This is a genomic window from Streptomyces adustus, from assembly GCF_009377175.1.
Classification (GTDB): Bacteria; Actinomycetota; Actinomycetes; order Streptomycetales; family Streptomycetaceae; genus Streptomyces; species Streptomyces adustus.
Window position 1 is genome coordinate 44,268 of record NZ_VJZD01000003.1, and the last position, 24,814, is coordinate 69,081.

Sequence of the window (24,814 nt, forward strand, 5' to 3'; positions counted from 1 at the left end):
GTGTGACTGAGCACTCCGGTTGGCGTTGCCCGGCAGGTCAAGCGCTCAGCCCGACGCACCCTCCACAGTGAGATGGTCCCGGTGGTGCCGCGAGTGCGGTCAGGTCCGTGTTCTCGCAGCATCCGATCGATGGGGCGGGCCGAAATCGTTTGTCACGAGGTCGGACGTCGACGATGATCACGTCATGACGATCAGAAAGGGCCGTGCCGTCTAGGCGCCCCGCTCCGCTCTCCACCGCTCGCGCGCCGCCGACCGCCGCCCACCGCAGCGCCCGATGGCCGTGACCGCCCACCCAGGAGAGCCCGCCCGTGCAGAAGAAGACCGCCCTTGTTCCCTACGCCCACCTTCCCCGGGCGCACCGCGACCGCCACGTCCTGACCAGTACCGTCGACGTCTTCGGCGCCGCCCACTGGCTGCTCGCCGAACGCGCTCCGCAGCCCGGCGGCGATGTCGCGCCCTTCGACGCGCTGGTCGTTTCCGTCGATCCGGGCGGCAACGTGGAACTCACCGAGCTGAGGTCCGTGCGTGCCCGCTGGCCGCACCTGGACCGCCTGCCCGACGGCGGGTTCGTCGTCGCCGCGTCCCGCACCCGCCGGAACGAGGACGCGAACCAGGTCCAAGTCTTCGACGCGCTCGGCCGCGAGATCTCGTCCTTCTCCGTCGGGGACGCCATCGAGCAGCTGCTCGTGGACGAGACCGGCCATATCTGGGTCGGGCACTTCGACGAGAACCCGGTCGGGATCCGCCGCTGGAGCGCGACGGGCCGACTCACCTGGACCTCGGACGGCGCCCGCATCCCTGGTCTCTTCGACTGCTACGCCCTGAACGTGTCGGGCACCGCCGCCTGGGCGTGCCCCTACACGGACTTCCCGCTCGTCGAGATACGCCCCGACCGCCCCGACCGGCCGGTGCGGGTGTGGACCAACCGCGTACGGGGCGCCAAAGCGGTGGCCGTCCACGGCGAGCGGGTCGCCTTCTACGGCGGCTACCGCGAGGAGCGGAACCGGCTCGCCCACGGAGAGCTCACCGAGACGGCGGTCGAACCGACGGACGTCGGTCTGCTCACCCCGCTCGATGGCCCTCCCGGCGGCCGCCGGCGGGTCGTCGGCCGGGGAAGCAGGATCTACGTCCAGGCCGAGCCGTTCACCGCGTGGGGCGTGTTCGACCTCAGCAGCTGATACCCGGCACTGGAAGGACCATTCGGTGTGACCGAGCGCCACGCTTGGCCAGTCCGAGCGTTTCGCTTGGCCGATGCGGATCCGGAGGGCTGAGGCAAGCCCCCTTGTCGCCTCGCGCATGAGCTCCTGGCGCGCGTCCAGGCAGCGCGGCCGGGCACCGGGCTGCCCGGATCCCGTGTCGTACGGTCTGATGTCGCGGTCGCTCGCCGTCCGCGACGGATCCCACCGAACCCGGCGGGTGCCGCCGGGTTCGGCCGAGAGATCCGGACCCCTACCGGGAATCAGGCGGCGACGAGCTCCTGCTCGCGGTCCGGCGTCTTGACCTTGGGCTTCTTGTTCGGCAGCGAGAGCCGGAAGACCTTGTGCCACGCGGAGAACACCTGCTTGGGCAGCGGCCCGGTGACGTACTCCAGCTCGTACTTCTCGAACAGCGCGCGCACCTTCACCGCGACCTCGGCGTACCGGTTGCTCGGCAGGTCCGGGAACAGGTGGTGCTCGATCTGGTGCGACAGGTTGCCGGTCATGAAGTGCATGGCCTTGCTGCCGCTGATGTTCGCCGAGCCCATCATCTGGCGCAGGTACCACTCGCCGCGCGTCTCGCCCTTGATCGACCGGCGCTCGAAGACCTGCACGCCCTCGGGGAAGTGCCCGCACATGATCACCGAGTGGGACCAGATGTTGCGGACCAGGTTCGCGGTGAACGTGGCGGCGAGCGTGGTGAGGAACGACGGGCCCGACAGCAGCGGGTGGATCACGTAGTCCTTGAGGACCTGCTTGCGGATCTTGCGGCCCACGTCCTTGGCCCGCGCGCGGAACTCCGGGTTCTTGCGGCGCCGCTTGTGCAGGTTCTTGCCGAGCTCCAGGTCGTACGCCGCGATGCCGTACTCGAAGAAGCAGGCGTTGATGAAGTTCCACAGCGGCTGGCCGAGGTGGAACGGGTGCCACTTCTGGTCCTCGTCGACGCGCATGATGCCGTAGCCGAGGTCGTTGTCCTTGCCGATCACGTTGGTGTACGTGTGGTGCAGCTCGTTGTGCGAGTGCTTCCACTGGTCGGACGGCGAGACGTGGTCCCATTCCCAGGTGGTGGAGTGGATCTTCGGGTCCCGCATCCAGTCCCACTGGCCGTGCAGGATGTTGTGGCCGATCTCCATGTTGTCCATGATCTTCGCCACGGACAGTCCGGCAGTGCCGAGCACCCAGGCGGGCGGGAAGAACGAGAACAGCAGTACGCCCCTGCTGACCAGCTCGAGCTTGCGCTGCGCCGAGATGACCTTGCGGATGTAGGCGGCGTCCTTCTCGCCTCGGCTGGCGATCACCTCGTCGCGGATCGCGTCCAGCTCGCGGCCGAGCTCCTCGATCTGCTCCGCGGTCAGGTGGGCGGTGGGGTCGATAGCGGTCAAGGTGTTCCTACCGTTCGATGTCGCAGGGGCCCGCGGCGGCGGACACGCAGGTCTGGATGAGGACGCCCGGTTCGGCCTCGGTGATCTCGCCGGTGCGCAGGTCGCGGACGGCGCCCGCCTTGAGCGGCGTGACGCAGCCGAAACAGATGCCCATGCGGCACCCGGAGGGCATGAGCACGCCGGCCTCTTCGCCGACGTCCAGCAGCGGCGTCGCGCCGTCCGCATCGACGGTCTTGCCGGTGGCGCTGAACGTGACCTCGCCGCCTTCCCCGGCGACGACGATGCTGGGGCGGAAGCGTTCGGTGTGCAGGCGCTCTTGGACGCCGTGCTCGCTCCAGTGCTCTTCGGCGGCGTCGAGCAGGCCCGCGGGCCCACAGGCCCAGGTCTCGCGCTCGGCCCAGTCGGGCACGAGTTCGCCGAGACGGGCGATGTCGAGCATGCCGTCCGTGTCGGTGTGCACCTCGGTGAGCCGCAGCTTCTTGTCCGCGACGAGGTCGTGCAGTTCGTTGCGGAAGATCACGTCTTGCGGCTGCGGCGCGCAGTGGACCATGACGACGTCGTCGAACTCGGTGTCGCGCAGCATGCCCATCACGGGCGTGATGCCGCTGCCGGCCGTCAGGTAGAGCACCTTGGCGGGCTTGGCCTGCGGCAGCACGAAGTCACCGGTCGCCTGGTCGAGCTGGATCAGCGTGCCCGGCTTCGCCCTGCGGACCAGATGGTTGCTGACTTTGCCGTCCGGGATCGCCTTCACGGTGATCGTGACGCGGCCGTCCTGGCGCTCTGCCGGTGAAGTGAGCGAGTAGGCACGCCACAGGCGCACCCCGTCGACGTCGACTCCGATCCGCACGTACTGACCGGCTGTGTGGCCGCGCCAGCCCCGTCCCGGTCTGATCACGATGGTCGCGGCGTCACCCGTCTCGGGGTGCACGGCCTCGATGCGCCCCCGCAGGTCGGCGCCCGCGCGCAGCGGGCTGACCAGGTCGAGGTAGTCAGACGGCAGCAGCGGCGTCGTGACCATCTCCAGCAGTTTCCACGCCCTGCTGCGGAGGGCTGTACTCGTCATGACGCCAGCTTGCTGCGCCTCAGGGCGTAAAGTCCTGACCGCAGGACGTAAATCTGAACGGCTAAATTGTTCGCAGGGAATAAAACGTGAGCCATGTGATTCGGAAGGCCAGCGAACTGGCCCTGGACGAGCCGACGGTCACCGCACTTCGGGCCGAGCTGAAGGCTACCGCCGACGAAGTCGTCCAGGCGATCATCGACGAGGTTCCTCCGTACGCCAACGCCCTTTCGGGCCACATGGGCGCCACCATCCGCCGAGCCGTCCGCACCGCCCTGGGGCACTACCTGGACCTCGCGAGCGGGAACGCCACGGGCGGCGACGGCGGTGACGCGGCCTACGAGCTGGGCCGCGGCGAGGTCCGCGACGGCCGTTCGATGGACGCCCTGCTCAGCGCCTACCGCGTCGGCGCCCGCGTGGCCTGGCGATGCCTGGCCGCGGGGGCCGTACCCGCAGGTCTGCCCGCCGCCGAGGTCGCCAAGTTCGCCGAGTTGACCTTCGCGTACATCGACGAGCTCTCCGCCGCGAGTGCCGCGGGTCACGCCGACGAACTGGCCGCCCGGGGCAGGGATCACGAGCGCCACCTGGAGCAGCTGGCCCGCGACCTTCTCGCCGGCGCGAGCCCGGATGTGCTGCTGGCCTCCGCTCAACGGGCCGGGTGGCAGCCTCCGGTTTCGCTGACCGCGGTCCTGCTGCCCGCCGCCCAGGCCCGGCCCGCCTACCGCGCGTTCGACCCGAGCACCCTCGTCCTCGACGATCTGCCGGACGCCACCGGTGTGCTGCTCGTCCCCGATGCCGACCGGTCACATCTCTTGCGGCAGCTGACCGACCGTACCGCCGTGGTCGGTCCGGCCCGGCCATGGACTCGTGCGTCCGCCTCGTACGCACGAGCCGTACGCGCGCGCTCCCTCTCCTCGGATATTCGCGACACCGAGGACCACCTGGCCGAGCTGGTGCTGAGCGCCGACGTGGACGCGTTCGCAGATCTGCGGGCCCGAGCCCTCGCACCGTTGCGTGCCTTGCCTGTCGCGACGGCACGGCGGTTGGAGGAGACGTTGCGGGAGTGGCTGCTGCACCAGGGCAGGCGGGACGAGGTGGCGGCGGCGTTGTTCGTCCATCCCCAGACAGTGCGGTACCGGATGTCGCAGCTGCGGGAGCTGTTTCCGGATCTCGCATCGCCACACCGGGTCCTTCAGCTGACGCTGGCGGTCGGTCTTCGGGTCACCTGACGCGTCCTTCGACCGTCCCCCGACCGTGTCCGCGAGCGGTCCAGGAATCGTGCCTCGTTCCCGGTGCCATCAGCCGGCTCATGCGGCCCGGGGAAGAGCGGTCTCGGCCGGCTGCGACGGGACGCGCACGCCGCACGGTCGCGCCCGAACCGTGACGGCCCCGCGCGGGACCGTTCCGGTCTCGCCCCCGTCAGGGCGTGCATCGGAAGTGGATCAAGTCGTAGTGGCGAGTTCGACGAGGTGCCGGGCTGTGCCGGCGGGATCGATGATCTGATGGAGGTGTGCGCCGGGCAGGTGTGCCACTTGCCAGCCACGTTCGCGCGCTTCGGCGGCATCGTCGTCGTACGGACGGCCGAACAGCAAGTAGGAACAGGGATGGTCGTCCCAGCCGTCGGGGACCGGGATGTGCTGCTCGTAGTAGGACAGCGGCAGGGTCGGCTGCTCCTCGATGGTTGCCTGCCGCACTATCGGATCGGAGAACATGGGTGCGACGTCTGCCTCGTCCCACCAGTCGGTCCAGCGTGGCAGCCTGCCGTTCACGGCCATCGGGCGAAGGAACTCCAGCAACTCGGGTGAGGCGACGGGGGTCGGTCCGATTCGGGCCGGCAGTGCGGCATCGACGAAGATCGAGCCGGTCACCGGATGGTCGAGGCCCGAGCGAATCGTGGGGAGGAACAGGCCTGCGTTGCTGTGTGCCACCAACGTGACCGGGCTGCCGACCGGGACCTGCCGGAGGCCGTCTCGGACGGCGCTGACGATGCGGGGCCAGAAGGGCGGAGCACCGGAGCCCATGTGCAGCAAGGACGGCACCCGCACCTGGTATCCCGCCGCCGTCAGGTGTTCGGCCACAGGGTGCCAGGTCGAGGGACCCACGGACGGACTGTGCACGAGAACGAAGATCGGCTGCATGCGACGATCCTGTCGCCCATGCCCTCGCGGACGCGACGGTCTCGGCCGACAGCAGAACGCTTCGCCTCGAAGAAACCCATGCGCCGGCCCAGCATGGCCATTCACAACCATTCGTCGATGGCCGCGACAACGACGGTGGCCTCGTAGCGGACCGCGAGTCTGTCATACCTCGTGGCCACGGCGCGGTGTCTCTTGAGACGGTTGATGCCGCACTCGACCGCGTCCCTGGATGATCGATTCCGAGGGGTGCCTGCGGAGGGTGTGGGGGTGGGCGGTCAGGCGTCAGGGTCGACTTCGGGGTGCGTGAACCGCACGGGCTTGCCCAGCGAGCGGGCGTAGGCGATTTCGGCTCGGGTGCTGTCTCCGATGTAGTCGCCGACTACGAGCACCTCGTCAGCGAGCCGGATCTTCGCCCGGTGCAGATCGTCGAGTCGAACCTTCAGCGCCTCGGCCTCGACAGGATCGGACCAAAGTTCGTGCGGCGACTTCAGGTCGCAACCCGGCTTGACGACGATCTTTCCGGCTTTGGTCTCCCGCAGATCGGCCTCGGTCATCTCGGTCATGAAACGGGTGGAGCCGCAGATCACGACGATATGCGGGAGGCTCAGCTGCTTCTTCGCGTCGGCCAGTTTCTCCTCGGCGGTGAGCGGTTGCGGGTATGACACTGGTTCCTCCTGGTGGTGTGGTCCGTCCGGCGGATCACGGGCCGAGCCAGGGCCGGACCGAGGCGAGGGCCGGACAGGCCCTAATCGTGTTGACCGCCCCCGGCAGGCAGTGCTGGAGTCGGCACGTGGACAGCATCCCCACCAACCGGCGGCTCTGGAACCAGATCAGCGGCGCCTACCAGCACGAGCACGACCCGCAAATCGGCGCCGCACCCCGGCTGTGGGGCATGTACTCCATCCCCGACGCGCAGCTGCACGCCCTGGGCGACGTCACCGGCAAGCGCGTCCTCGAACTCGGCTGCGGCGCCGGTCAGTGGTCCAGGGCGCTCGCCGCCGAGGGCGCCACCGTGGTCGGGCTCGACCTGTCCGAAGCCCAACTCGCCGCAGCGTCCCGCGCGATGGGAGCGACTCGCTACCCGCTGGTTCAAGGCGCCGCCGAACAACTCCCCTTCGCCGCCGACAGCTTCGACCTGGTGTTCTGCGACTTCGGTGGGCTCAGCTGGGCGCCCCCGCACCTGGCCGTCCCGCAGGCCGCACGAGTCTTGGCCCGAGGCGGGCGCCTGGTGTTCAACGTCGCCAGCCCATGGTTCGAAGCTTGCTACGACGAAGCCGCCAGTCGCGTGACCACGACGCTCCAGCAGGACTACTTCGGGCTGAACACCATCGCCGAAGGCGACGGAGCGACCAGCTATCAACTCACCTACGGCGACTGGGTCAAGGTCCTGCGCGGCGCGGGTCTCGTCATCGACGACCTCATCGAGCCGCGGCCCGAACTCGGAACACCCAACGGCTACAACGAAACCGACCCACCCGACTGGGCACACCGCTGGCCGGCGGAACTGCTCTGGGTGACCCACAAACCGTAGGTTCCGCCACGCCGAGACGCGAAGGCACTCCCTCGCCGCGCCTGCGTGACCGGAAGAAGCGGGAGGGGCCCGTGACCGTGAAAGGGTTCTGTGATGGCGCACCGTCAGGTGTACTACGTGGATTACGCGGCGGACTTCGGCCTCGGCGCGCTGGCCGAAACGGTGTGCGGCCGCGTGGCATTTCGCATCGACGAGCCGACGGTGACGGCCCTCGCCGCACGGGCTGCCCTCGATGAGGATCACCAGCTGAGCCGGGACGTTCGGCTGTTGCTGGAGTCGCCAGTGCCCGACGAGACGCTGCACGCCGTATGGCTGGCCGCGACCTGCCGCGGCTTCGACCCGGCCGAGCACGGCCTTGACACACGGGAGTGGCTGCGCCGTCTCCTCGATGTCTGCCCGCCGCACCCGCCGGCCGACTCCGAAGGTCCTTCGGCGATTTCCGAGGAAGAACTGCGCGACGCCGTGACGGCTGAACTCAGCCTGCTCGCGCCCGCCCTGGCAACCGCGATCCCGGTACCGAACCTGGTGCACGCACTGGAGCGGGTAGCGGGGGAAGCCGACGCGGACCTCGGCCTGCGGCTGCTGCTGCGTGCCCTGAAGGCGTACGGCGTGCGCGTACCGCACGACCAGTACCACCGGTTCCTGGGGCTCGGCGACCGGCTGGACTACCCTCTCACCGCCGTCTTCGAGGGGCTGAGTGTGCGCTGGCCGCCCCTTGACACCATCCGGCGGGATTTCGAGTTCGGCTTCGGGCTGCCCCAGCTCTCCCGGCTCTTCGACACGGAGTGGGGCGCGGGGCGCAACGAGAGCACGCAGGCGATCCGCGAGCAAGTCATCCAGCTGGCGCACGCCGACAACGGTCTGGTGCCCGGGGCACAGGCGGCCGTCCTGCTGGACGACGTCACCAGCCTCCTGGACTCCCCGCTCACGGACGAGGAGATCACCGCGGTGTGGAGGACGGCCTCCCGCCGACGGCGGGCCGGTGAGGAGTTCGACACCGACGGACGGACATGGCTGCGCCGGATCGCCGAGGTGTGCCGGGAGCGGCTGGACGCCGTCGATCCCGCCTACACACCCACGCCACGTCCTGCGCGGACCGACCTCGCGGACGCCGTTCTGGCCGAGATCCGCGCAACTGCCCCGGCCTTGGACGCGGCCGGCGCCGCCCTCCTCGGCAAAGTGGTGACGCACGCGGATCCAGGCCTCGGCTTCCGGCTCCTGCTGCGGCTTCTCGACGCCTGCGCGACTCCCCTCACCGAAGACCAGTGCTCCCGAATCGAGCGGCTCGGCGACCACTTCGGCTACGGCGAAGACTTCATGCGCCGAGAGTTGCAGCCCCACATGACCCGGCTCCGGACGTGTGCGCGTCCGGCCGTCTCGGCCAGTTGACCGAGATCATCGACCCCGAGCTGGTCGACGCGTGCCTGGAGGACACCGGTGTCCGCACGCAGCGGCTGCTCCCGACGAGTGTCGTGGTGAACTTCGTACTGGCCCTCGCCCTCTTCGACCGGTCCTTCTGCCGGGCGGCATGGGCCGAACTCACGGCGGGGTCGCGCGGCGTGGCCCGCCTGTGCGCCCCGCCGCTGACCCATGTCCGGTGCCTACGGGGAAGCGGCCCGCCGACGCCGACCGCGACCAGGGCGTGTCGGAGTCTCCCGTCGGTCTATCGGCCGGGCAGCGGGACGCCCCCTGTCATCGTCACTCCGGCCTCGGCGACACGCGTCGCGATCCCGATGGCGGCACGTTCGGCCAGCGCGGCGATGGTCAGTGACGGATTGACGGTGAGCGAGGCGGGTACAGCCGAGCCGTCCGTGACGAACAGGCCCCGAAATCCCCGTAGTTCGTGCTGGTCGTCGAGGGCACTGGTGGTCGGGTCGTCGCCGATGCGCGCGGACCCGAGCGGGTGGGCCGTGACCGTACCGGCCAAGGCCTCGGTCCACGGACGGACCCGGGACAGACCGTCCTTCTCCAGGATTCCGCGCAGCGCCGTGTCCGCCCGGTCCCATGCCTGGCGGGTTCGGGTGGTGGGGCGGAAGGACATCGTGCCCTGACCGAGACCGGGTGCCAGGCGGATGAAGCCCCCGGTGGGAGGAACCACTCCGAAGGTGCCTTCGTTGTCGTCCTCGGTCATGGCGAGCAGGGTGAGCCACGACGGCCAACGGGCCCGCATCCGACGCTTGTCGACGCCGAACCAGCCGGGCGCGCCGGTCGTCTGGGCGAGGATGTTGGTCAGCGGCGGGAAGTAGATCTGCTGGAGCATGAACCGGCTGTACTCAGGTGCGGACGGATCCAGGTAGTCGTACGTGGCGGAAGTGATCGGCCGGCCGATCGGCAGCCCCTGGTAGACCGTTCCGTCGGGGCGGGAGAGTCCGAGCAGCGACCCCGCTTTGCTCTCGTCGACGTCGGCGACACTGACGTGGTCGCCGTTGCCGGAGAAGTAGCGGCCGACCGCACCCGGGATGCCGCCGAGCAGCAGGGCGGACCGCTGGAGGATCACCGGCGTGCCCACCGCACCCGCCGCCAGCACCACGACCTTGGCGTGGATGATCCCCACGTTCGTGGTGCAGGTGTAGTCGTCGGGGTCGAGGACGGTGTAGGCGACCGCGTAGCGGTAGCCGGACTCCGGCGAGGGGGTGATGAGCTGAACCTCGTGCAGTGGCCGGATGACCGCACCATGGGCTTCCGCCGCGGGGAGATAGTTGAGGAGCATGGAGCGCTTGGCGTCGAACGCGCAGCCCGACAGCATCCAGTTGCAGTTGGTGCAGGCAGCGGTGTCCACCGCCACCGGAACCGGATTGCAGGTGTGCCCGGCCCGCCGGCAGGCGGCCGCCAGTACCCCGCCCGCGTAGGAGACGTCCGACCAGCCGGTGTGTGCGACCGGCAGTGCCTGCTCCACCCGGTCGTACCACGGGTCGAGCGTGGCCCGGCTGAGGGACGCCGGCCACATCCGCCGTCCGATGCTGCCGTGGCGCTCGAAGGCGTACGACGGCGCCCGTAGCGAGGCGGCGAAGTAGACGACGCTGCCGCCGCCCACGCAGTTGCCCGCGACCACCGAGACGCCGTCGCCGCGGATCACATCGACGATCTTGTTGTAGGTGCCCAGGCGCATGGAGTGGCTGAACTGCGCCGCACCCCAGCGGGGTCCGCGCTCCAGAATGGTGACGCGTGCTCCGCCTGCGGCCATGTAGTACGCGGGGATGGCCCCGCCGAAGCCGCTGCCGATCACGAGGACGTCCGTGGTCTCGGTCATGCCGGGCTCCCGGAAGGGGTCGTGGCGGGATGGAGCGCCGCGAGCGGGCGGCCGTAGGAGAAGTCCCCGAACCGCCACAGGCCGTCCGGGTCCGGCTCGGGAAACCTCAGCCAGGCCAGGCCCGGATGGCCCTGGGCCAAGGCGGCGGCCGTGTCGGACTGCCCGGCGGTGTCGAACGCGATGCCGACGATCAGGCTCATCACCTGCCAGACCGGCTCGTCGAGGTCGCCCGAGCCGAACAGGCCGCTGACCAGATCGGTCCGATGGGAGAAGGACAGGTCGACGAAGGGCGGCCGGCTGGGTGACAGCCAGATCAGCCGGACCGCCGCATAGGCGACGGCACGGGCGTCGAGCAGGGCCGCGATCTCGGGCAGCAGCGGGGCCAGTGGCAACTGGGGAGAGTTCATGACGTCGATGACGCCCGCCTGGACGGCGCCCGGCCCGGTGACCGCTCCGGCGCACACCTGGTCACCCGGGAACCGGTGCTCACCGGGGATGAGGGTGTCGGCAAAGGCCCCCAGCGTCTGTGTCGTCCAGCCTTCGGAGACGTCCGCCGCGGCGGCTGCCGGGGTGGCGGTGAGGCCCCCGGCGGCCAGCACGGCAACCGATGCGGTGAGCGCCTTGAGGATCGCTCGTCGGTCGATGGTGGACACGGCCGGTCAGCCGATCAGCGCGCAGCCGAGGTCGGGCGCAAGCGCCACCGTCAGACCGGTCTCACCGGCTTCCTGGCCGTATTCGGACAGCGCGTCGGCGAGGTTGTCGAAGTTCGAGGCGCGCAGGGCGGCGACGGCGTCGCCGATGCCTGCCGTTCGGCCGTTGACGCTGAAGTGGGTGAGGCGGGCGCCGGCCCGCCGGCCGGTCTTGTCCCACCAGTACTGGCCGTCCCACGCCACGTACGGTACGGCGCCGTTGGTGGCCTGCACGCTCCAGTGGTCCTTCTGGTAGTAGCGGCAGGTCAGCATGGTGATGGCGAAGCGGGAGGGCTCGGCGACCAGGAAGCGCAGGGCTCCACCGTCGTCGAAGGTGATGTCGCGCTTGCTGTACTCCACGCACAGCGGGTTCGCGAACATCAGCCACAGGGGCGGCTGTTCACCCTCGCCGAAGTTGTGCCAGGTGCACGTGGCGGCGAAGCCCGGCTCGGTGAAGGGCCCGACCGCAGGCACGTCGGAGGAGGTCCGGACCGCCGCCGAGGTGCTCACGGCCTGAGCCGTACGGACGTCAGTGCCCGATCCGGCGGGTGCGGCAGATGCGTCATGGCTCGGGAACAGCGCGGCGCAGACCCCGAGGACCAGCGCGAAGCCGACCGCAGTGGTGCGCAGGTGCACAGGAAACACAGGACCTCCTGGACGCGGAAAAGTGTGGTGTCGCTCGAGAAAGGCCGCCGAGGGCGGGGGACCGGCGGGCCGAGGATGGGGCACTTTGCTCAGGAGCAGAGGTGGTACGGGTGGCTGACCGGGTCACGATGACGACGACAGGCGTTCCGACGCGGGCGAGGTGGGAGCGGCCATGTCTTCGTCGGCGCCCAGGTCGACAACGACGGCGCCGGTGCTCGCAGGCGTGGGCAGGCCGCGGGACGGCGTACGGTCGGGCTGCGGGGTTGCGTACTGTCGAGCGGCGGGTCGGCGGGGCCGGAAGTCAGGGGCGGCGGACGCCATTGCCGCAGCGCCCGTTTGCGGGCGGCCCTGCCCGGCACGAGCCGCGTCCGCACGGAGGTGCCTCCGTCCGCGGGCAGGGCGACCGCACGTCCGCCGAGGCGGGCGGATCTCGATGGTTCATCGGTCGCCGACCTCCGCGTGCGCGGTACCCGACAGCCGCCATAAGGCTTCCCGCCGCCATGTGCCCCACCAGCGCTCCAGGCTGACCACCGCGTCCGCCCTCTCGCTGTTGCGGCAGACCGCGGTGGAGCCGTCGGGGTCGGTGTAGTCGAGCCTCAGTGTCCGGTCGGGCGGCTGGGTGACTGTCACCTTGATGCGTCTCAGGCCCGCCCTGCCCTCGACCCGCCATTCGGGCAGGCCGAGGTCCGCGCGGAACCGGCCGACGCCCGCCCAGCCCACGGCGGAGCGTTCCGCGCGCCGGGGCCAGCTGCGGCCGTTTCGGTGCAGGCGCAGGAAGACCAGGGGCGGCAGCCTGTCGAGTCCGCGCCGCATGGACACCGCGGCGACGATCTCCAGGACGTCACCACCACCGAGGTCGGCGTGGAGCCAGGCCCAGCGGCGTGCGTTGCCATGGCCGTAGATGCGGGCGTCGGCCCCCGGAGCGTGGTCCAGTCGCAGCTCACCGGCGCCGTACCGGATGGTTCCGCTGTAGCGGGAGCGGCCGGCGGGGAGCATGTGCGAGGCCGGAAGCCAGGGGCGTCGCCAGGACCAGCGGGGAAACGTGTACAGCGGCGGGCCCTCGGGGCTCTCGGTGAGCGCCCAGGTGAACGTCCCCGCGGAGCCCGTGAGCCGGCCCGGTCGGAGGTGGACGCCCGCGGCGGTGAAGCCTTCCGGATGCGCTGTCCACGGTACGGGGCCGAAGCGTGCGTGTTCGACGTGGCCGTCCTTGGGGAAGACGGCGATCCAGCCGTGCGCGTAGGCGGCTGAACCGTCGGAGGGCGCCACCAGTTCGTGGTGCAGCCAGATCCCGCTGTCGGTGGCCGGATCCGTCAGGGTCGTGTACCAGACCTCGGTCCGCCCCGGTGTGCCGTCCCAGCGTGCTGCCGGACGCCCGTCGACGGGGGACGTGACAGCACGCGGGAACCGGAAGCTCGCGATGAAGGGCAGCAGGCCGGTGACGAGGGGAAAGCGCAGGGTGCCCTCGCCCACGCGGTCACCGTTCTCGTACAGGGTGTACGGCAGTACGGTCAGCGAGGCGAGCGGACGCTTGGGTGACATCGACTTGCAGCCGACCAGAGTGAGGCGCCGGCCTTCCATGACGAAGGTGATCCGGTAGCGGATCCAGTCGCGCGAATGGGGCGCTGTCTCCAGCTCGCCCACGGCTTCGGTGTCGTCGGCGCGTCCCGTCACGCGTACGCGTCCGGTGACGTGCGCCCGCGTCGTGCGGTGGGGCAGTGGCACCGCGTCGGCACGGACCAGCAGGTCCAGCCGGACGGGGTGGTCGCGGTCCTCGCCGGCCAGACGCACCCGGCCCAGCAGGGTCTCTTTGAACACCGTCCCGCGTAAGCTCACCGGGCACCTTCCCGGCGTCGGCGGGAGCGTGCCAGCCCGTCGAGCATCATGCGTTCCGTCGCCGACAGATAGTCGCCCGCGGCGGTGCGAGCCGCCTCCTGGTCGCCGGCGGCCACGGCCTCGACGACCGGAGTCAGACGGTCACGAGCGGCCCGGGGAACCTCGAAGGGCCCGACCAGCGCTCCGCGCACCGGCAGATACGCGTTGAACAGGGTGTTGGTCAGTAGGACGTACACCCGGTTGCCCGTGGCACGGGCAAGAGCACGGTGCACCTCGACGTCCGCCAGCTGCACGGGCTCGCCGCCCGCCGCGTCGCCGACGGCCGCCAGCAGCAGACGCAGTTCGGCGACCTGGGCCGCCGTGGCACGGGTCGCCGCGCGTTCCGCGATCAACATGCCGATGCTGCGGCGGACTTCGAAGATCTCACCGATCCAGTCGGGGCTGTGGAGCACCAGCATCGGCAGGAGGTCCGCCCCGCCCAGGCGCAGGAAATCCCTTACCCGGGTCCCCACTCCGTGGCGTGTCTCCAGCAATCCGGCGTGCGCCAGTCGCTCGAAGGCGTGCTTGAGGGAGGTGCGAGTGACCCCGAATCCGTCGGCGAGTTCACGTTCGGGAGGCAGATAGCTTCCGGCGGGATGACGCTCGGCGAGGATGTCCTCGCGCAGCCGCTTCTCCAGCGCGTCGACGATCGTCTCGCGTGGCAGTGCCTCCACGTCGGCTCCCGGTGATTGAGTGGTTCAGTGGCTGAGCCACTGAACCATCGTTGATGACGCGGCGTCAATAACTCGGGACGGGAGAGCGACGATGCCACGCGCTCGGATGCCGGTTCGTCACGATGCCGCCTCCCGACCGGGCACGGCTCCCAACACCGAGATGTGCCGACGTGCGAGGGCGGCGGTCGTGCAACCGGCGCGTGCGTCGGCGGGCAGAGCGCACCTGGGCGGGCCGCGGACGTCGGTGTCGGTGGCCGGAGCTAGCGTGTCCGGGATCGGGCCGCTCCGAAACCGCGGAGACGGACGTGTCAGAAGTGGGGGACCATGACCGAGCAAGGAGGCGTAGACCTGATTCGCCTCGCCGACGACGAGGGCAACAGCGTCGTCGTACAGGTGACCGGACGGCATAGGCCGGGAGTACTGACGGCTCACGACACCCTGACGGCGAACGTCCTGGTGACGACCGCGTTCGTCAGCGGGCAACTGGACATCTGGATCGCGCCTCGCGACCTGGTCGAATGGGAAACAGCCCTCGACTCCCTGGCGGCGGGGCAGGACATCAGTTGGATGGGAGGCCGTGGCCCCGAGATCAGGATCCAGCTCAGCGGAGAGCGTGGATGCCCCGATGTCATCGTCGATGACATACCGGGTTCCATGGCGACGGTGACAGTGCCCGTGGCCGTCGAAGAAGGCTGGATGGAGGAACAGCGCCGCCGCTTGGACGAGGTTCGCCGACGCTGGCCCCGCGAGGTCGTGGAGTCCTCCTTCGGTGTCTACGAGTGGAGTCCGCACCGGAAGCGACGTCCATAGCCGGGATGTTCCGCTTTGTGGCCGTCATCGGCCCAGGCCTTGGTGATCGGCAGTGGCGTCCGGCGACGCCGGTGAGGAGTCGGGGAGGCAGGAGTCGGGGAGGCACATGCTTCATGCCGGGGTGACGGCTTGCGGGGCCCGGGTTCGGCGGCGCAATGCCGTGCTCACAGGCCGGTGACCTTGGCGCCGGCCGACAGGTCGTAGGCCAGGGTGACCGTGCGGTGGCCGCCGGGCGGGACGGTGACGTCCCAGCGGGCGATGCCTTCGGTGTCGACCACGTCGGGTGCGGGGGAGCAGGCATCCTTGCGCAGGCGTATCTCCACCGCCGAGACCTCGGACACCGGGATGCGCTCGCGGACGACCACTGTCCGTTCGTCGCTCTCCTCGGGCGCGGAGAAGCGGGACAGATGAACCCGGACGGTGCGGGAGATCACGGTTTTCTGGGTCATCCCGACGGAGTCGCGGGACTCCTCGGCATGCCGGACCACCCGGAAGTCGTCGCAGCTGCCGAAGGCAAGCTCCACGGGGGCTCCGGGGGCGGCGAAGTCCACTGTGCCGCGGCCGGTGAATCCGCTGTCGCGGATCAGATCCACGGGCCCGGCCAGCAGCGCATGTCCGGACTCGTTGCCGAACCGGACGAGCCGGGTGACCAGCGGGGACAGTTCGGGGGAGCAGGCGTACTCGCTGCTGGTGGCCGCGGTGAAAGCGGAGACGGGCACCCGGTGCGCACGCCCGTCGCCGGGCACGGAGACCGGCGCGGGGGAGCGCAGCACCCGTGCCTGACCGCCGTCGGCCAGCCCGGGCAGGCCGAGTGTCGGTGCCGGGCCGAGGTCGCCGATCTCCTGCTCGCGCATCTCGACGTTGAGGGTGCGGCGCTCCGCGGCGGAGCGGTCCTTGAGCGTCAACCGGTCCTCGCCCAGCCGCGGGGGTTCGGTGGCCAGCGTCGACCGGGCCGTCGACAACGTCAGCCGTACGTCCGACCAGTCCTCGCCGGTGCGCTGCCAGACCACGGCGTCGGTCTCCAGGGTGAGCGAGTCCCCCACGAGCACGGCCCGGTAGGCGGGCCGCCACAAGGCGCACGGGGTGAGGTGGCTCAGTCGTAGCCCCGCCGGCCCGGCCGCCTCGGCGTCCACGGTCAGCTCGACATGGCCGACCAGTTCGAGGGGCTCATCCTCGGCGAGATCCATGGCCCGCCGGATCTCCCCCTGCTCGCGGGCGACGGCGGTCAGCCGGGCCTCCACGGCGCGCAGGTCCTCGCCGTACGTGTCGCGCTCGCCGTCCACTTGGTCCAGTCCGCGGGTCCAGCGGGGCACCTCGCTCTCCCCGGAGCCGGTCCCCTCGCCGATGTCCCGCAGCAGGTCGGCGGCGAGCCGGGCGAGCAGGTCGAGGCGGGCACGCAGACGATCGCGCCGCTGTTCCAGCGCGACCTGCTCCTCCTCCAGGGCGTGCGCGCGCAGGCGCAGGGCGGAGTCGTCGTCGGGGGACGGCACCGGCCCGCGCGGTGTCCAGCTACGGACGATCCGCACGTCGAGCACGGTCGCCGGGTGATCGGCGCTCAGCTCGGCATGCAGGGTACGGTCGACGGCCAGCGCGCTGACCGGCCCGAGCCGCAGCCGCTGAACTCCGGCCTGTAGATCGACCGCGGCGGTCCGTTCGACCTGGGCGCGATCCTCCAGACAGGTGACGGCCGTGACGGGCAGAGCGATCGGCTTCGGGGTCGTGGACATGGTGGGTGTCAGCTCCTGCGGTTGCCGCCGACCAGGGCCTTGCCGGTCGGGATGCGAATTTCGTAACCGCCTTCGAGGGCGACGGAGCCGCCGGCGGGCAGATCCACCCGCCAGACGCGGATACCGGGAGCATGCTGATCGGGGCCCGTGCCCTCCTCGGGCGCCGTCCAGTCCGCGTGCTCCACGATGCGGACGTCCGCCTCGGCGGTGACGGGTACCCGCTCGCGGACCTCGAGGGTGACGGGCCTGGCGAGATGGCTGGCCAGTTCCACGTGGACACGGTGGTCGAGCACGGTGGTGCTGTTGCGCAGGCCCGCCGTCGACTCGTGCACGTTCGTACGGCGGGCGACGCGGATGTCCTCGGCCGGCCCGAGCCCCACGCGGCGCACACCGCCCGGCGCGAGCGTGGGCAGCGCGGCGGTCGACAGAAAGCCGTCGTCGACGGTGATCTCCACCGGCCCCGCCAGCAGGGCCTGGTCGGTGGCGTTGGAAATCACCAATGTCGCGTACACGGTCTGCTCCACGGCCGGTACGCAGAGGTATTCGGTGCGCAGCCCGACCGGGATCTCGGTGACCGTGACGGTGTGCCAGGTGCCGTCCGACGGCACGTCGGCGCGGGCGGCGGCGTCGAACCGGTGGTCGAAGGAGCCGGCCGACTCGCGGGGCCGTACCGCGTGTCCGGGCAGGGGCAGCGCGGCGACCGCCTCACCGCGGCGGCGGTACTCGGCGGCCACCGGGTCGAAGGACGGGCCGGGGAACAGCCGACCCCTGCGATCGCCCGGGTCGTCGGGGCCGCACAGGACGAGGGACGCGTAGTCGAGTTCGCCGTCGCTCGGCCGCGGCGGACCGGCGGCCGGCGCCGGTGGCGCTCCCGCGGAGAGCGCCGGAGCCGGTGGCGCCACCGCCTGGCCGGGAGCCGGGGCGGCGGGGCCGGCGAAGGAGCTGCTGCGGGCGAGCGGCCGGGCCGGCTGCGCGAGGTCCGCTACCGCGCCCGGGAAGAGCATCGCGGCGCCGCTGGGCGCCTGTGGGGCCGCGGGTACGGTGGGCGGCCCGCCGTAGATCGGTGATCCCGGCGCAACGGGCGCGACCGGACCGGCACCGGCCGTCGGCCTGCCGTAGACCGGTGGAGGCGGGGGCGGCGCAACGGACACGGGCACGGCCGCACCGGCGCCGGCCGCCGCCCCGACAGCCAGGGGAGCCGCGGAGGTCGCGGGACGCGGGCCCGCCGCGTCGTATCCGGTGAAGAGGTCGGCGAGTCCCGCTGGGGGCTCGCGCCAGCCGGAGGGTGCGGGGGCGGGCTGGCGGCGCCCGATGCGGATCGAGCGAAGCTCCGGCAAGTCGGTGCGGCGCCGCAGGTCGGCGGTGGCCAGCGCGATGCGTACGCCGGTCCAGTCCTCTCCGGTGCGCTGAGCGACCGAGGCGCGTAGGACCAGTCGGCCGGTGCCGTCGCCCTGCCGGTACCCGAGACGGTAGGCCGGAACCCAGACGGCACCAGGCACCCCGTACTCGAGTTCGATCTCCGCCTCGCCGGTGCCGTCGAGGGTCAGGGCCGCGCAGACCGTCGTGTCCACGTGCGCCGACGGTGCGTCGGTGGAGGCTCGGGCGAGGTTGTCGACGGCGACCTCGAGCTCGTGCTCGACGCGGCTCAGCGCCTCCTCCAGCTCGACCAGGCGTGCGTGCAGAGTCGTCATCCGCCCGTCGACGAAATCGGCCAGCGTCAGCCAGGCGTCGACCGCGGTGCGGCGGTGCGGATCGTCGCGCCTTCGGGCCGGCGGGACCGGATGCAGGTTCGTGACTTCCTGGATCAGGTTCAACTGCCGGTCTCGGCGGTGCTGCGCCGCCGCGTACTCCTCACGCAGCCGCTCCGTCTCGCGCCGTAGTTCGTCGTGCGAGCCGGTGCCGGACGGCTCGGCGTCGACCTCCACCCGGGCCTCGACCACGCGCAGGCCGTAAGCGCCTTTGACGCGAGCCCGCAGCGAACCCGGGTCCAGGGAGCGCGGCAGCCCCGTCACGCGCACCCGTCCGTTCGACGGCACAGTTCCCCGGGCCAGTCGGTGGCAGAGCGCGCCCTGCGCGTACACCACGACAGCATCGAGGGTCGATCCCCAACTCCGTGCGTTTTCGGCTGCCATGTGCTCCCCCACCGTCTCCGTGCCGGTCACAGCCTACGCCCGGCCGCGCGCGCCCCGCCGAGTACCGATACATCGGGACCGCCCGCAACCGCTGGGGTGACAAGCCCACTTGGTGGGGCACGTGGTTCGCTTCCCCGGTCCGAGCGGAGCCCCCGCCTTCAGTTCCGGCGTCGTGTCCGATGCGCCCACGGACGGCGAGAGCCGACAGGGCGAGCGGCGTGGGAGCCCGTGGAACGAGGCGGAACGGAATGGAACGCCGGGAGAGAGACAAGTTCGACCTCTCCTGGGAGACATGGCGTGGGTATCTCGCGAAGAAGGCTACTGACGGCGACCGGAGCGGGTGTGGTGGCGGCAGCCATCGACGCGGGCGGTTTTCGCGCCGCGGCCGAAGCCGCCACCTCGATGGAGGCCGGCCGGACAGCTGCCACGGCGGCTGCTTCCCCATCGGACGTGCCGGTGGTCACCACGTGGGATCGGACGGTGCAGCGGGCGAGTTACGCCCAGGGCGCGGGCTATCAGCGGCTCGTCGCCGGGCCGGGGGAGCCGCACACCATCCGCACCGACCTCTGGTCCCGCTTCGGCCCTCCGACGATGGCGCTGGCGGCGTTCGCGCAGATGACCGACCTGCACATCGTGGACGACCAGTCGCCGGCCCGCCTGGAGTTCATGGACCGCTACGCCGACGCGGGCGCCCCGCACTACGCCTCGTACCCCACCGACTCGGCCTACCGGGGCCACGAGTTCCTCTCGACGCAGGTCGTCGACGCGATGTGCCAGGCCGTCGCCGGAATCGGCAAGGGCCCGCGAAGCCGGATGCCGCTCCAGTTCACCATCGTCACCGGCGACGCGATCGACAACTGCCAGCACAACGAGAACCGCTGGTACATCGACCTGCTCGACGGCGGCCAGACCATCGTCCCGGACTCCGGCGCCGTCGGCCTGGACCAGAGCTTCGCCGGCGGTGCCCTGACCAGCGGCGGCACCGGGGACAACCACTACTACTACCCGTCCGTGCCACCGCAGCAGGTGCCGGGCAATCGGTACACCGGCACCTCCGGCCTCGGCTTCCCCTACGTTCCCGGGCTGCTGGACGCGAGCGGTGCGGTGGGCGCGGCCCGTCGGCCGTTCGTCTCGCACGGCCTGCGCATGCCCTGGTACGCGGCGTACGGCAACCACGACGGCCTGTGGCAGGGCAACGAGCCCATCGACAACAACCTCGTCGACGTGCAGGGCCTGACGCTCGGCACGTCCAAGACCACCGGCACCTCCGCCGACCTGCCGGACAACTACAGCGACCTCGGCACCTTCGGCAAGCTGATGGTCGCCTGGGAACTGGAGGGAACCCGGGTCGCCGCGGACCCCGACCGGCGGCTGCTGTCCCGCAAGGCCTTCATCCAGGACCACTTCAACACCGCAGGCCTGCCGGTCGGTCACGGATTCCAGGGCGTGGGGATCGACAAGGCCTACTACGCGATCCCGTCCGCCTCCGGCGACCTGATCCGCTACATCACCCTCGACTCCACCAACACCAACACCGACGGATTCGGCTCCGGCGCCGCGGGCGGCTCGATCGACACCGACCAGCTCGAGTGGCTGGAACAGCAGCTCAGGGTCAACAGCTCGCGCTACATCAACACCAGCAACCACATCGTCACGCAGAGCGGTGTGCAGGACAAGATGTACGTGATCTTCTGTCACCACACGCTCAACACCATGGACAACCTGGACGACGGCATCTTCGGCGGCATCTTCGGGGACCGGCACACCGGCGACGAACTCAAGTCACTGCTGCTGCGCTACCCGAACGTGATCGCCATGGTCAACGGCCACACACACGCCAACAAGATCATCCCCCATCCGGCGCCGGCGTCCAGCCCGATCTCCGGCGGCTTCTGGGAGATCTCCACCGCCTCGCACATCGACTGGCCGATCCAGAGCCGCATCATCGAGATCATGGCGAGCCCCGACGCGCAGAACGCGGGGGAGTTCGGCTCCGCCGCCGGGCCCGCCACCCTCTCGATCTTCACCACCATGGTCGACCCCGCCGCGCCCCTCTCCTTCGGGGGCGACACCAGCACTCCCGCGCAACTGGCCTCCCTGGCACGGGAGCTGGCCACCAACGACCCGCAGGAGGTGAGTCGTGGCATCACCAACCGTATGGGCCTCAACCAGGACCGCAACACGCAGCTGCTCCTGCCGGCCCCCTTCCCGCTGCACGCTCCGCACCCGCTCGGTTCCCCGGTCGCCGCGGCCCGCAACCAGGACGGACGCCTGGAGCTGTTCGGCACGGACGCGCAGGGCAACCTGTGGAACACCAGTCAGCTGACCGCCGGCGGCGACCTGAAGCCCTGGACCAAGCTCGCCGGCGGGCCGGGCTGGCAGTCCGTCACCGCCGCCGCCCACCAGGACGGCCGGGTCGAGGTGTTCGCCATCGACCAGAACGGCTTCGTCACCCGTCGCGCGCAGACCGGCGCGGGCAGCAGCACCTACACGGCGCCCCAGCAGTTCGACTCCGCCTTCACGTCGGCGAGCGCGGTCCAGGACCAGTGGGGCGGCATGCAGGTCTACGCGACCCGCAGCGACAACAGCATCCGCCACCGCTGGCAGGACTTCCTCAACGACGACACCGCCTCGAACGGCTGGTTCACTCCCTGGACCCAGCTCGGCGGCACCGCCATCCAGCTGGCCGTCGAGACCGGCTCCGACGGGCGCGCCGTGCTGGTCGCCATCAAGGAGGACGGTCTCCTCATCCAGCGCAAGATGAACGTCGCCAACGCGCAGACGGAGAGCGAGTGGGGCGGGGTACTGCCGCTCGACGGCATCCTCGACTCCATCGACCTGGCCCGCAACCTCGACGGACGCCTGGCGATCTTCGGTACCAACCCTGACGGGATGCTCTGGCGCCGCTTCGAGACCGCCCCGGGCAGCGGGACATGGCAACCCTGGGCTCAGATACCGACGCAGGCCGGTGCCACCGCACTGAGGATGCGTCACGTCTGCGCCGAGCGCAGCGGAACCGGCAGGATCGCACTGTTCGCCGTCGACGGCACGGGCACGCTGTACCACTGCGAGCAGTCCGGTCCCAACAGCACCGACTGGTCCCCCTGGGCGGCCGGCGGCGTCGAACTGCGGGCCACGCACACCTTCGGCGGGCTGTGAAAGTCCCGGCGACGCCCGGTCCGTCCCGGTCCTCCGCCTGAACACAGGCGTCGGTCCCGCCGCTCGGCGGGGCCGACACCCCTACGGCTCTCCGTTTCCCGTACGACCGTCCCGTCACCGGCCACTGCTGCGGCCCTCGCAGGGGTGCCGGACGGGCGAGCCACGGCTGAGCGGCAGAGGAAGCCGTGGCCCGAGGGGAATCGGCACGGCGCTCTCCGGCCGCAGGATGCCGACAGCCGCCGAAGCGGCCGGCCGCGGCCACCTAGGCCGGAAGGCCAGGCACACAGAACGGCCGCGACGGCCCGGAACGGGGAGACCAGCGGACACTGCCGTAGCCCAGGATCACGCCGCAAGCAGGGCAGGGCCGCTGTCAGGCGGGCCAGTACGAGCAGCGCACCCCGGTGTGCACCGCCTGCCGCAGATGCTCACCGATCGCCGGATCGGCTGCCGCGATCCGGTCCAGCGCCCGTCGGACGGCCTTGCTCACCGCCACCCTGGAGCGCTCCTCGCTCTCGGAGAAGCGGCGCGCGCGTCCGCCCAGGCCCGTGGCACCGGCGAGCTGGCTCACCAGCCAGTCGTGTTCGGCCTGGGCCGCAGCGGCCCGCTCCTGGTCGTGGGCCGCCCGGAACGCGTCCAGATCGGTGCGCAGCCGCGCCAGACGGCTGCGGTACTCCTGCATCGCCGCCCGGTCCAGTACCGGCTGTCCGGGCGCAGCCGCGCGCCCGGCGGCCTCGCCGAGGGCGGTCAGCCCCGCCACGAGGTCGGCGGCCCGGATCTCCTGGCGCGGATTGGCGATCAGCACCACCAGGTGCAGCATTCCCACGCTGTGCTCCACCAGGACGCTGCGCCCACGCAGCCCGATCCGCCACTTGCGGCCCAGCCGGGCACACGACACCGTCGGCTGCCCTTGCCCTTGCCCTTGCCCGTCCTCGTCTTGTGGATCTGCGTCGTCACGCCCGGCGGTCCTGGGCAGCGGCTCCGCGGTCTTCTCGGCGGCCGCGGCCATCTCCTGCCGGACGGCGTCGGCCTCTGCGGGCCGCCCGGCTCGTACGAGCGCCACCGCGAGCCGCTCCCAGGAGGCATTGACCGCGGGCCAGTGCGCCAGGGCGAGATTGCGCCGGACCGCCTCCCGCAGATGGCCCACGGCCCGCTCGGCATCGCCCGTGGCCAACGCGGCGACCCCCAGCGCGTGGTGGGCCGAGCCGAAGCAGGCGACGGCCAGACTGCCCACGACCGGCAGGTGGGCGTAGGGGCTCAGCAGCTCGTAGACCCGTGCCGCCGTGGCGGTGTCGTCGAGGAGATAGGCCGCCTCCGCGACACCGTGCATCGTCACCATCCAGCTGCTCGACCGAGGCAGGTCGCCGAGGTCGCGGCCGCACAGCGTGGCCAGCGCGCCGACGGCCTTGCGCCGGTCCCCGGCCGTCACCGCGGCCACCGCCAGCGCGGCCAGCGCGTGATCGTCCACAGCGCTCAGCGTCGGCGAGTTGACCATGTCGCTGAGGAGCGGCACGAGCTCTCCCACTCGGCCCTGATACCAGCGGATGGTCACCAGTTGGGCGGCCTGCCAGACGGTGGCGTTGACGTCCCCGGCGGCGATCCCGCGCTCGGTACAGGCCCTGGCCAGCACCTCGGCCTCGTCGAGGCGGCCCGCGCGGACGGCGAGCATGACCTCCATCGCGCTCACGACGAAACCGACCGCGAGATGATCACGCTCGGCCAGCAGGCCGCGAAGCTCCACCAGGCAGCGTTCCGCGTGCGGGTCGCCGTCCAGGAACATGTCCACCGTCTGCCACAGCAGTCCCATCAACAGATCACTGCGGCGGGACGTGAGAAAGCTCTGCGCGACCAGCTCGCCGGCCAGTTCCAGGCGCAGCGTGCCGTGCTCAGGGCCGACCAGGCAGTGATGAGCCAGGCTCGATGCCTCGGCCCGCGCCAACGGATTCTGCCGTGCCCTTGCCTGTTCGAGGAGCGCGAGTACGGCCGTGTTGTCGCTGCTGCGGTAGTCGCCCTCCCCGGCCAGCCGGATCCGCAGCCGCAGTGCCAGCGAGGACTGGGGGTCCAGGAGTTCCAGGACCCCGCGTATCCGCGATTCCAGGAGAACCGAGCCGGCGACCGTGCGGTGTTCGTGCACCCACAGACCGCCGAAGCCGAGGGCGGCCACCGCCATGGACCGTGTGTCGCCCAACGACTCGGCCATCCGGTAGGCGCGTTCGAAGCGGTCCCGGCCGGCGCGCAGATCGCCGTCGTCGACGACGGCGCGGGTGCCCTCCTCGAGCAGGGTCCGAAGCTCACCGGCCTGCCGGGCGTCCGGTCCGGACGCGTCCCGAACGGGCGCATCGACATTCTTCACGGCTCTGGTTCTCTCCTGGGTGCACTCGACAACGCCAGGTGAAGCCGACCGGACCGCCGTGTCGGTCGTGATCAGTGGCCTTGCCACAGGACGCGGGACGGCGAGTGAGCCTAGCGCAGCGGCCACAGCGGGGGAACAGCCCCAGGTTGTACGGCAGATGGACACCGTTGAAAAGCACTCGCACCGGCCGGTTCGGACC

The 24,814-nt window shown here is 70.9% G+C and carries 18 protein-coding genes and 2 pseudogenes; 7 read left to right on the forward strand and 13 right to left on the reverse strand.

Features of this window, described 5'->3' with window-relative positions:
• The first annotated feature begins 308 nt into the window (after positions 1 to 308).
• Positions 309 to 1,178 (forward strand): hypothetical protein, encoded by an 870-nt coding sequence (locus FNH09_RS01495; RefSeq protein WP_162467975.1) that lies wholly within the window; start codon positions 309 to 311, stop codon positions 1,176 to 1,178.
• 281 nt (positions 1,179 to 1,459) lie between these two features.
• On the opposite strand, the gene FNH09_RS01500 is transcribed toward FNH09_RS01495, so the two are convergent.
• Together FNH09_RS01500 and FNH09_RS01505 are read right to left on the reverse strand one after the other, a co-directional pair.
• Positions 1,460 to 2,578, reverse strand: a complete 1,119-nt coding sequence (locus FNH09_RS01500; protein ID WP_152884254.1) for a fatty acid desaturase family protein — start codon at positions 2,576 to 2,578, stop codon at positions 1,460 to 1,462.
• A 7-nt stretch (positions 2,579 to 2,585) separates the two neighbouring features.
• Entirely contained in the window at positions 2,586 to 3,641 is a 1,056-nt protein-coding gene (locus FNH09_RS01505) for a ferredoxin reductase (protein WP_152884256.1), read from the reverse strand.
• A gap of 86 nt (positions 3,642 to 3,727) precedes the next feature.
• On the opposite strand from FNH09_RS01505, the gene FNH09_RS01510 reads away from it, so the two are divergent.
• On the forward strand, positions 3,728 to 4,867 hold the full coding sequence (locus FNH09_RS01510; protein WP_162467976.1) for a PucR-like N-terminal domain-containing protein: 1,140 nt from the start codon (positions 3,728 to 3,730) through the stop codon (positions 4,865 to 4,867).
• A 213-nt stretch (positions 4,868 to 5,080) separates the two neighbouring features.
• Here FNH09_RS01510 and FNH09_RS01515 read toward each other — a convergent pair whose 3' ends face one another.
• The 3 genes and pseudogenes from FNH09_RS01515 to FNH09_RS01525 all read right to left on the reverse strand — a co-directional run bounded on the left by FNH09_RS01515 (position 5,081) and on the right by FNH09_RS01525 (position 6,441).
• Entirely contained in the window at positions 5,081 to 5,716 is a 636-nt protein-coding gene (locus tag FNH09_RS01515) for an alpha/beta fold hydrolase (RefSeq protein WP_338017429.1), read from the reverse strand.
• 161 nt (positions 5,717 to 5,877) lie between these two features.
• Positions 5,878 to 6,003 (reverse strand): annotated as a pseudogene (locus tag FNH09_RS50000) (IS5 family transposase); the annotation flags it as partial.
• Between the two features lie 48 nt (positions 6,004 to 6,051).
• Complete coding sequence (locus tag FNH09_RS01525) at positions 6,052 to 6,441, reverse strand: hypothetical protein (protein ID WP_162467977.1); 390 nt, start codon at positions 6,439 to 6,441, stop codon at positions 6,052 to 6,054.
• Positions 6,442 to 6,566: 125 nt separating this feature from the next.
• Between FNH09_RS01525 and FNH09_RS01530 the strand changes: the two genes are divergently transcribed.
• From FNH09_RS01530 to FNH09_RS48060, 3 genes and pseudogenes are all read left to right on the forward strand, one after another.
• Positions 6,567 to 7,307: a methyltransferase domain-containing protein gene (locus FNH09_RS01530; RefSeq protein WP_162467978.1), complete on the forward strand. Its 741-nt coding sequence runs from the start codon at positions 6,567 to 6,569 to the stop codon at positions 7,305 to 7,307.
• A 93-nt stretch (positions 7,308 to 7,400) separates the two neighbouring features.
• Positions 7,401 to 8,696, forward strand: coding sequence for a hypothetical protein (locus FNH09_RS48055; RefSeq protein WP_238426368.1), 1,296 nt, complete (start codon positions 7,401 to 7,403; stop codon positions 8,694 to 8,696).
• A pseudogene (locus tag FNH09_RS48060) lies at positions 8,666 to 8,812 on the forward strand (transposase domain-containing protein); the annotation flags it as partial. The gene FNH09_RS48055 and the pseudogene FNH09_RS48060, both read left to right, overlap by 31 nt.
• Before the next feature lie 158 nt (positions 8,813 to 8,970).
• Here FNH09_RS48060 and FNH09_RS01540 read toward each other — a convergent pair.
• The 5 genes from FNH09_RS01540 to FNH09_RS01560 all read right to left on the reverse strand — a co-directional run bounded on the left by FNH09_RS01540 (position 8,971) and on the right by FNH09_RS01560 (position 14,437).
• A complete protein-coding gene (locus FNH09_RS01540; RefSeq protein ID WP_152884260.1) occupies positions 8,971 to 10,557 on the reverse strand; it encodes a GMC family oxidoreductase N-terminal domain-containing protein in 1,587 nt (528 codons plus the stop codon).
• On the reverse strand, positions 10,554 to 11,210 hold the full coding sequence (locus FNH09_RS01545; protein WP_202919561.1) for a DUF5987 family protein: 657 nt from the start codon (positions 11,208 to 11,210) through the stop codon (positions 10,554 to 10,556). The genes FNH09_RS01540 and FNH09_RS01545 overlap by 4 nt, the downstream gene beginning before the upstream one ends.
• Positions 11,211 to 11,216: 6 nt before the next feature.
• Complete coding sequence (locus FNH09_RS01550; protein WP_152884262.1) at positions 11,217 to 11,891, reverse strand: hypothetical protein; 675 nt, start codon at positions 11,889 to 11,891, stop codon at positions 11,217 to 11,219.
• Positions 11,892 to 12,329: 438 nt separating this feature from the next.
• The gene (locus FNH09_RS01555; protein ID WP_162467979.1) at positions 12,330 to 13,724 is read right to left on the reverse strand and encodes a hypothetical protein; all 1,395 of its coding nucleotides are present in this window, start codon (positions 13,722 to 13,724) and stop codon (positions 12,330 to 12,332) included.
• On the reverse strand, positions 13,721 to 14,437 hold the full coding sequence (locus FNH09_RS01560; RefSeq protein WP_162467980.1) for an FCD domain-containing protein: 717 nt from the start codon (positions 14,435 to 14,437) through the stop codon (positions 13,721 to 13,723). Before FNH09_RS01560 ends, FNH09_RS01555 begins: the two co-directional genes overlap by 4 nt.
• A gap of 324 nt (positions 14,438 to 14,761) precedes the next feature.
• On the opposite strand from FNH09_RS01560, the gene FNH09_RS01565 reads away from it, so the two are divergent.
• Positions 14,762 to 15,247: a DUF5959 family protein gene (locus FNH09_RS01565; RefSeq protein WP_152884264.1), complete on the forward strand. Its 486-nt coding sequence runs from the start codon at positions 14,762 to 14,764 to the stop codon at positions 15,245 to 15,247.
• Between the two features lie 164 nt (positions 15,248 to 15,411).
• Here FNH09_RS01565 and FNH09_RS01570 read toward each other — a convergent pair whose 3' ends face one another.
• Positions 15,412 to 16,974, reverse strand: a complete 1,563-nt coding sequence (locus tag FNH09_RS01570) for a DUF4139 domain-containing protein (RefSeq protein WP_152884266.1) — start codon at positions 16,972 to 16,974, stop codon at positions 15,412 to 15,414.
• Positions 16,975 to 16,982: 8 nt separating this feature from the next.
• On the reverse strand, positions 16,983 to 19,106 hold the full coding sequence (locus FNH09_RS01575; RefSeq protein ID WP_152884268.1) for a DUF4139 domain-containing protein: 2,124 nt from the start codon (positions 19,104 to 19,106) through the stop codon (positions 16,983 to 16,985).
• A 345-nt stretch (positions 19,107 to 19,451) separates the two neighbouring features.
• On the opposite strand from FNH09_RS01575, the gene FNH09_RS01580 reads away from it, so the two are divergent.
• Positions 19,452 to 22,265: a TIGR03767 family metallophosphoesterase gene (locus FNH09_RS01580; RefSeq protein WP_152884269.1), complete on the forward strand. Its 2,814-nt coding sequence runs from the start codon at positions 19,452 to 19,454 to the stop codon at positions 22,263 to 22,265.
• 370 nt (positions 22,266 to 22,635) lie between these two features.
• On the opposite strand, the gene FNH09_RS01585 is transcribed toward FNH09_RS01580, so the two are convergent.
• Positions 22,636 to 24,615 (reverse strand): hypothetical protein, encoded by a 1,980-nt coding sequence (locus FNH09_RS01585; RefSeq protein WP_202919562.1) that lies wholly within the window; start codon positions 24,613 to 24,615, stop codon positions 22,636 to 22,638.
• Between the last annotated feature and the right edge of the window lie 199 nt (positions 24,616 to 24,814).

Excerpts from the sequence above, each read along its gene's own strand:
- FNH09_RS48055 (WP_238426368.1), top strand. The coding sequence starts at position 7,401 with ATGGCGCACCGTCAGGTGTACTACGTGGATTACGCGGCGGACTTCGGC.
- FNH09_RS01570 (WP_152884266.1), bottom strand. The coding sequence starts at position 16,974 with ATGTCCACGACCCCGAAGCCGATCGCTCTGCCCGTCACGGCCGTCACC.
- FNH09_RS01540 (WP_152884260.1), bottom strand. The coding sequence starts at position 10,557 with ATGACCGAGACCACGGACGTCCTCGTGATCGGCAGCGGCTTCGGCGGG.
- FNH09_RS01575 (WP_152884268.1), bottom strand. The coding sequence starts at position 19,106 with ATGGCAGCCGAAAACGCACGGAGTTGGGGATCGACCCTCGATGCTGTC.
- FNH09_RS01565 (WP_152884264.1), top strand. The coding sequence starts at position 14,762 with ATGACCGAGCAAGGAGGCGTAGACCTGATTCGCCTCGCCGACGACGAG.
- FNH09_RS01505 (WP_152884256.1), bottom strand. The coding sequence starts at position 3,641 with ATGACGAGTACAGCCCTCCGCAGCAGGGCGTGGAAACTGCTGGAGATG.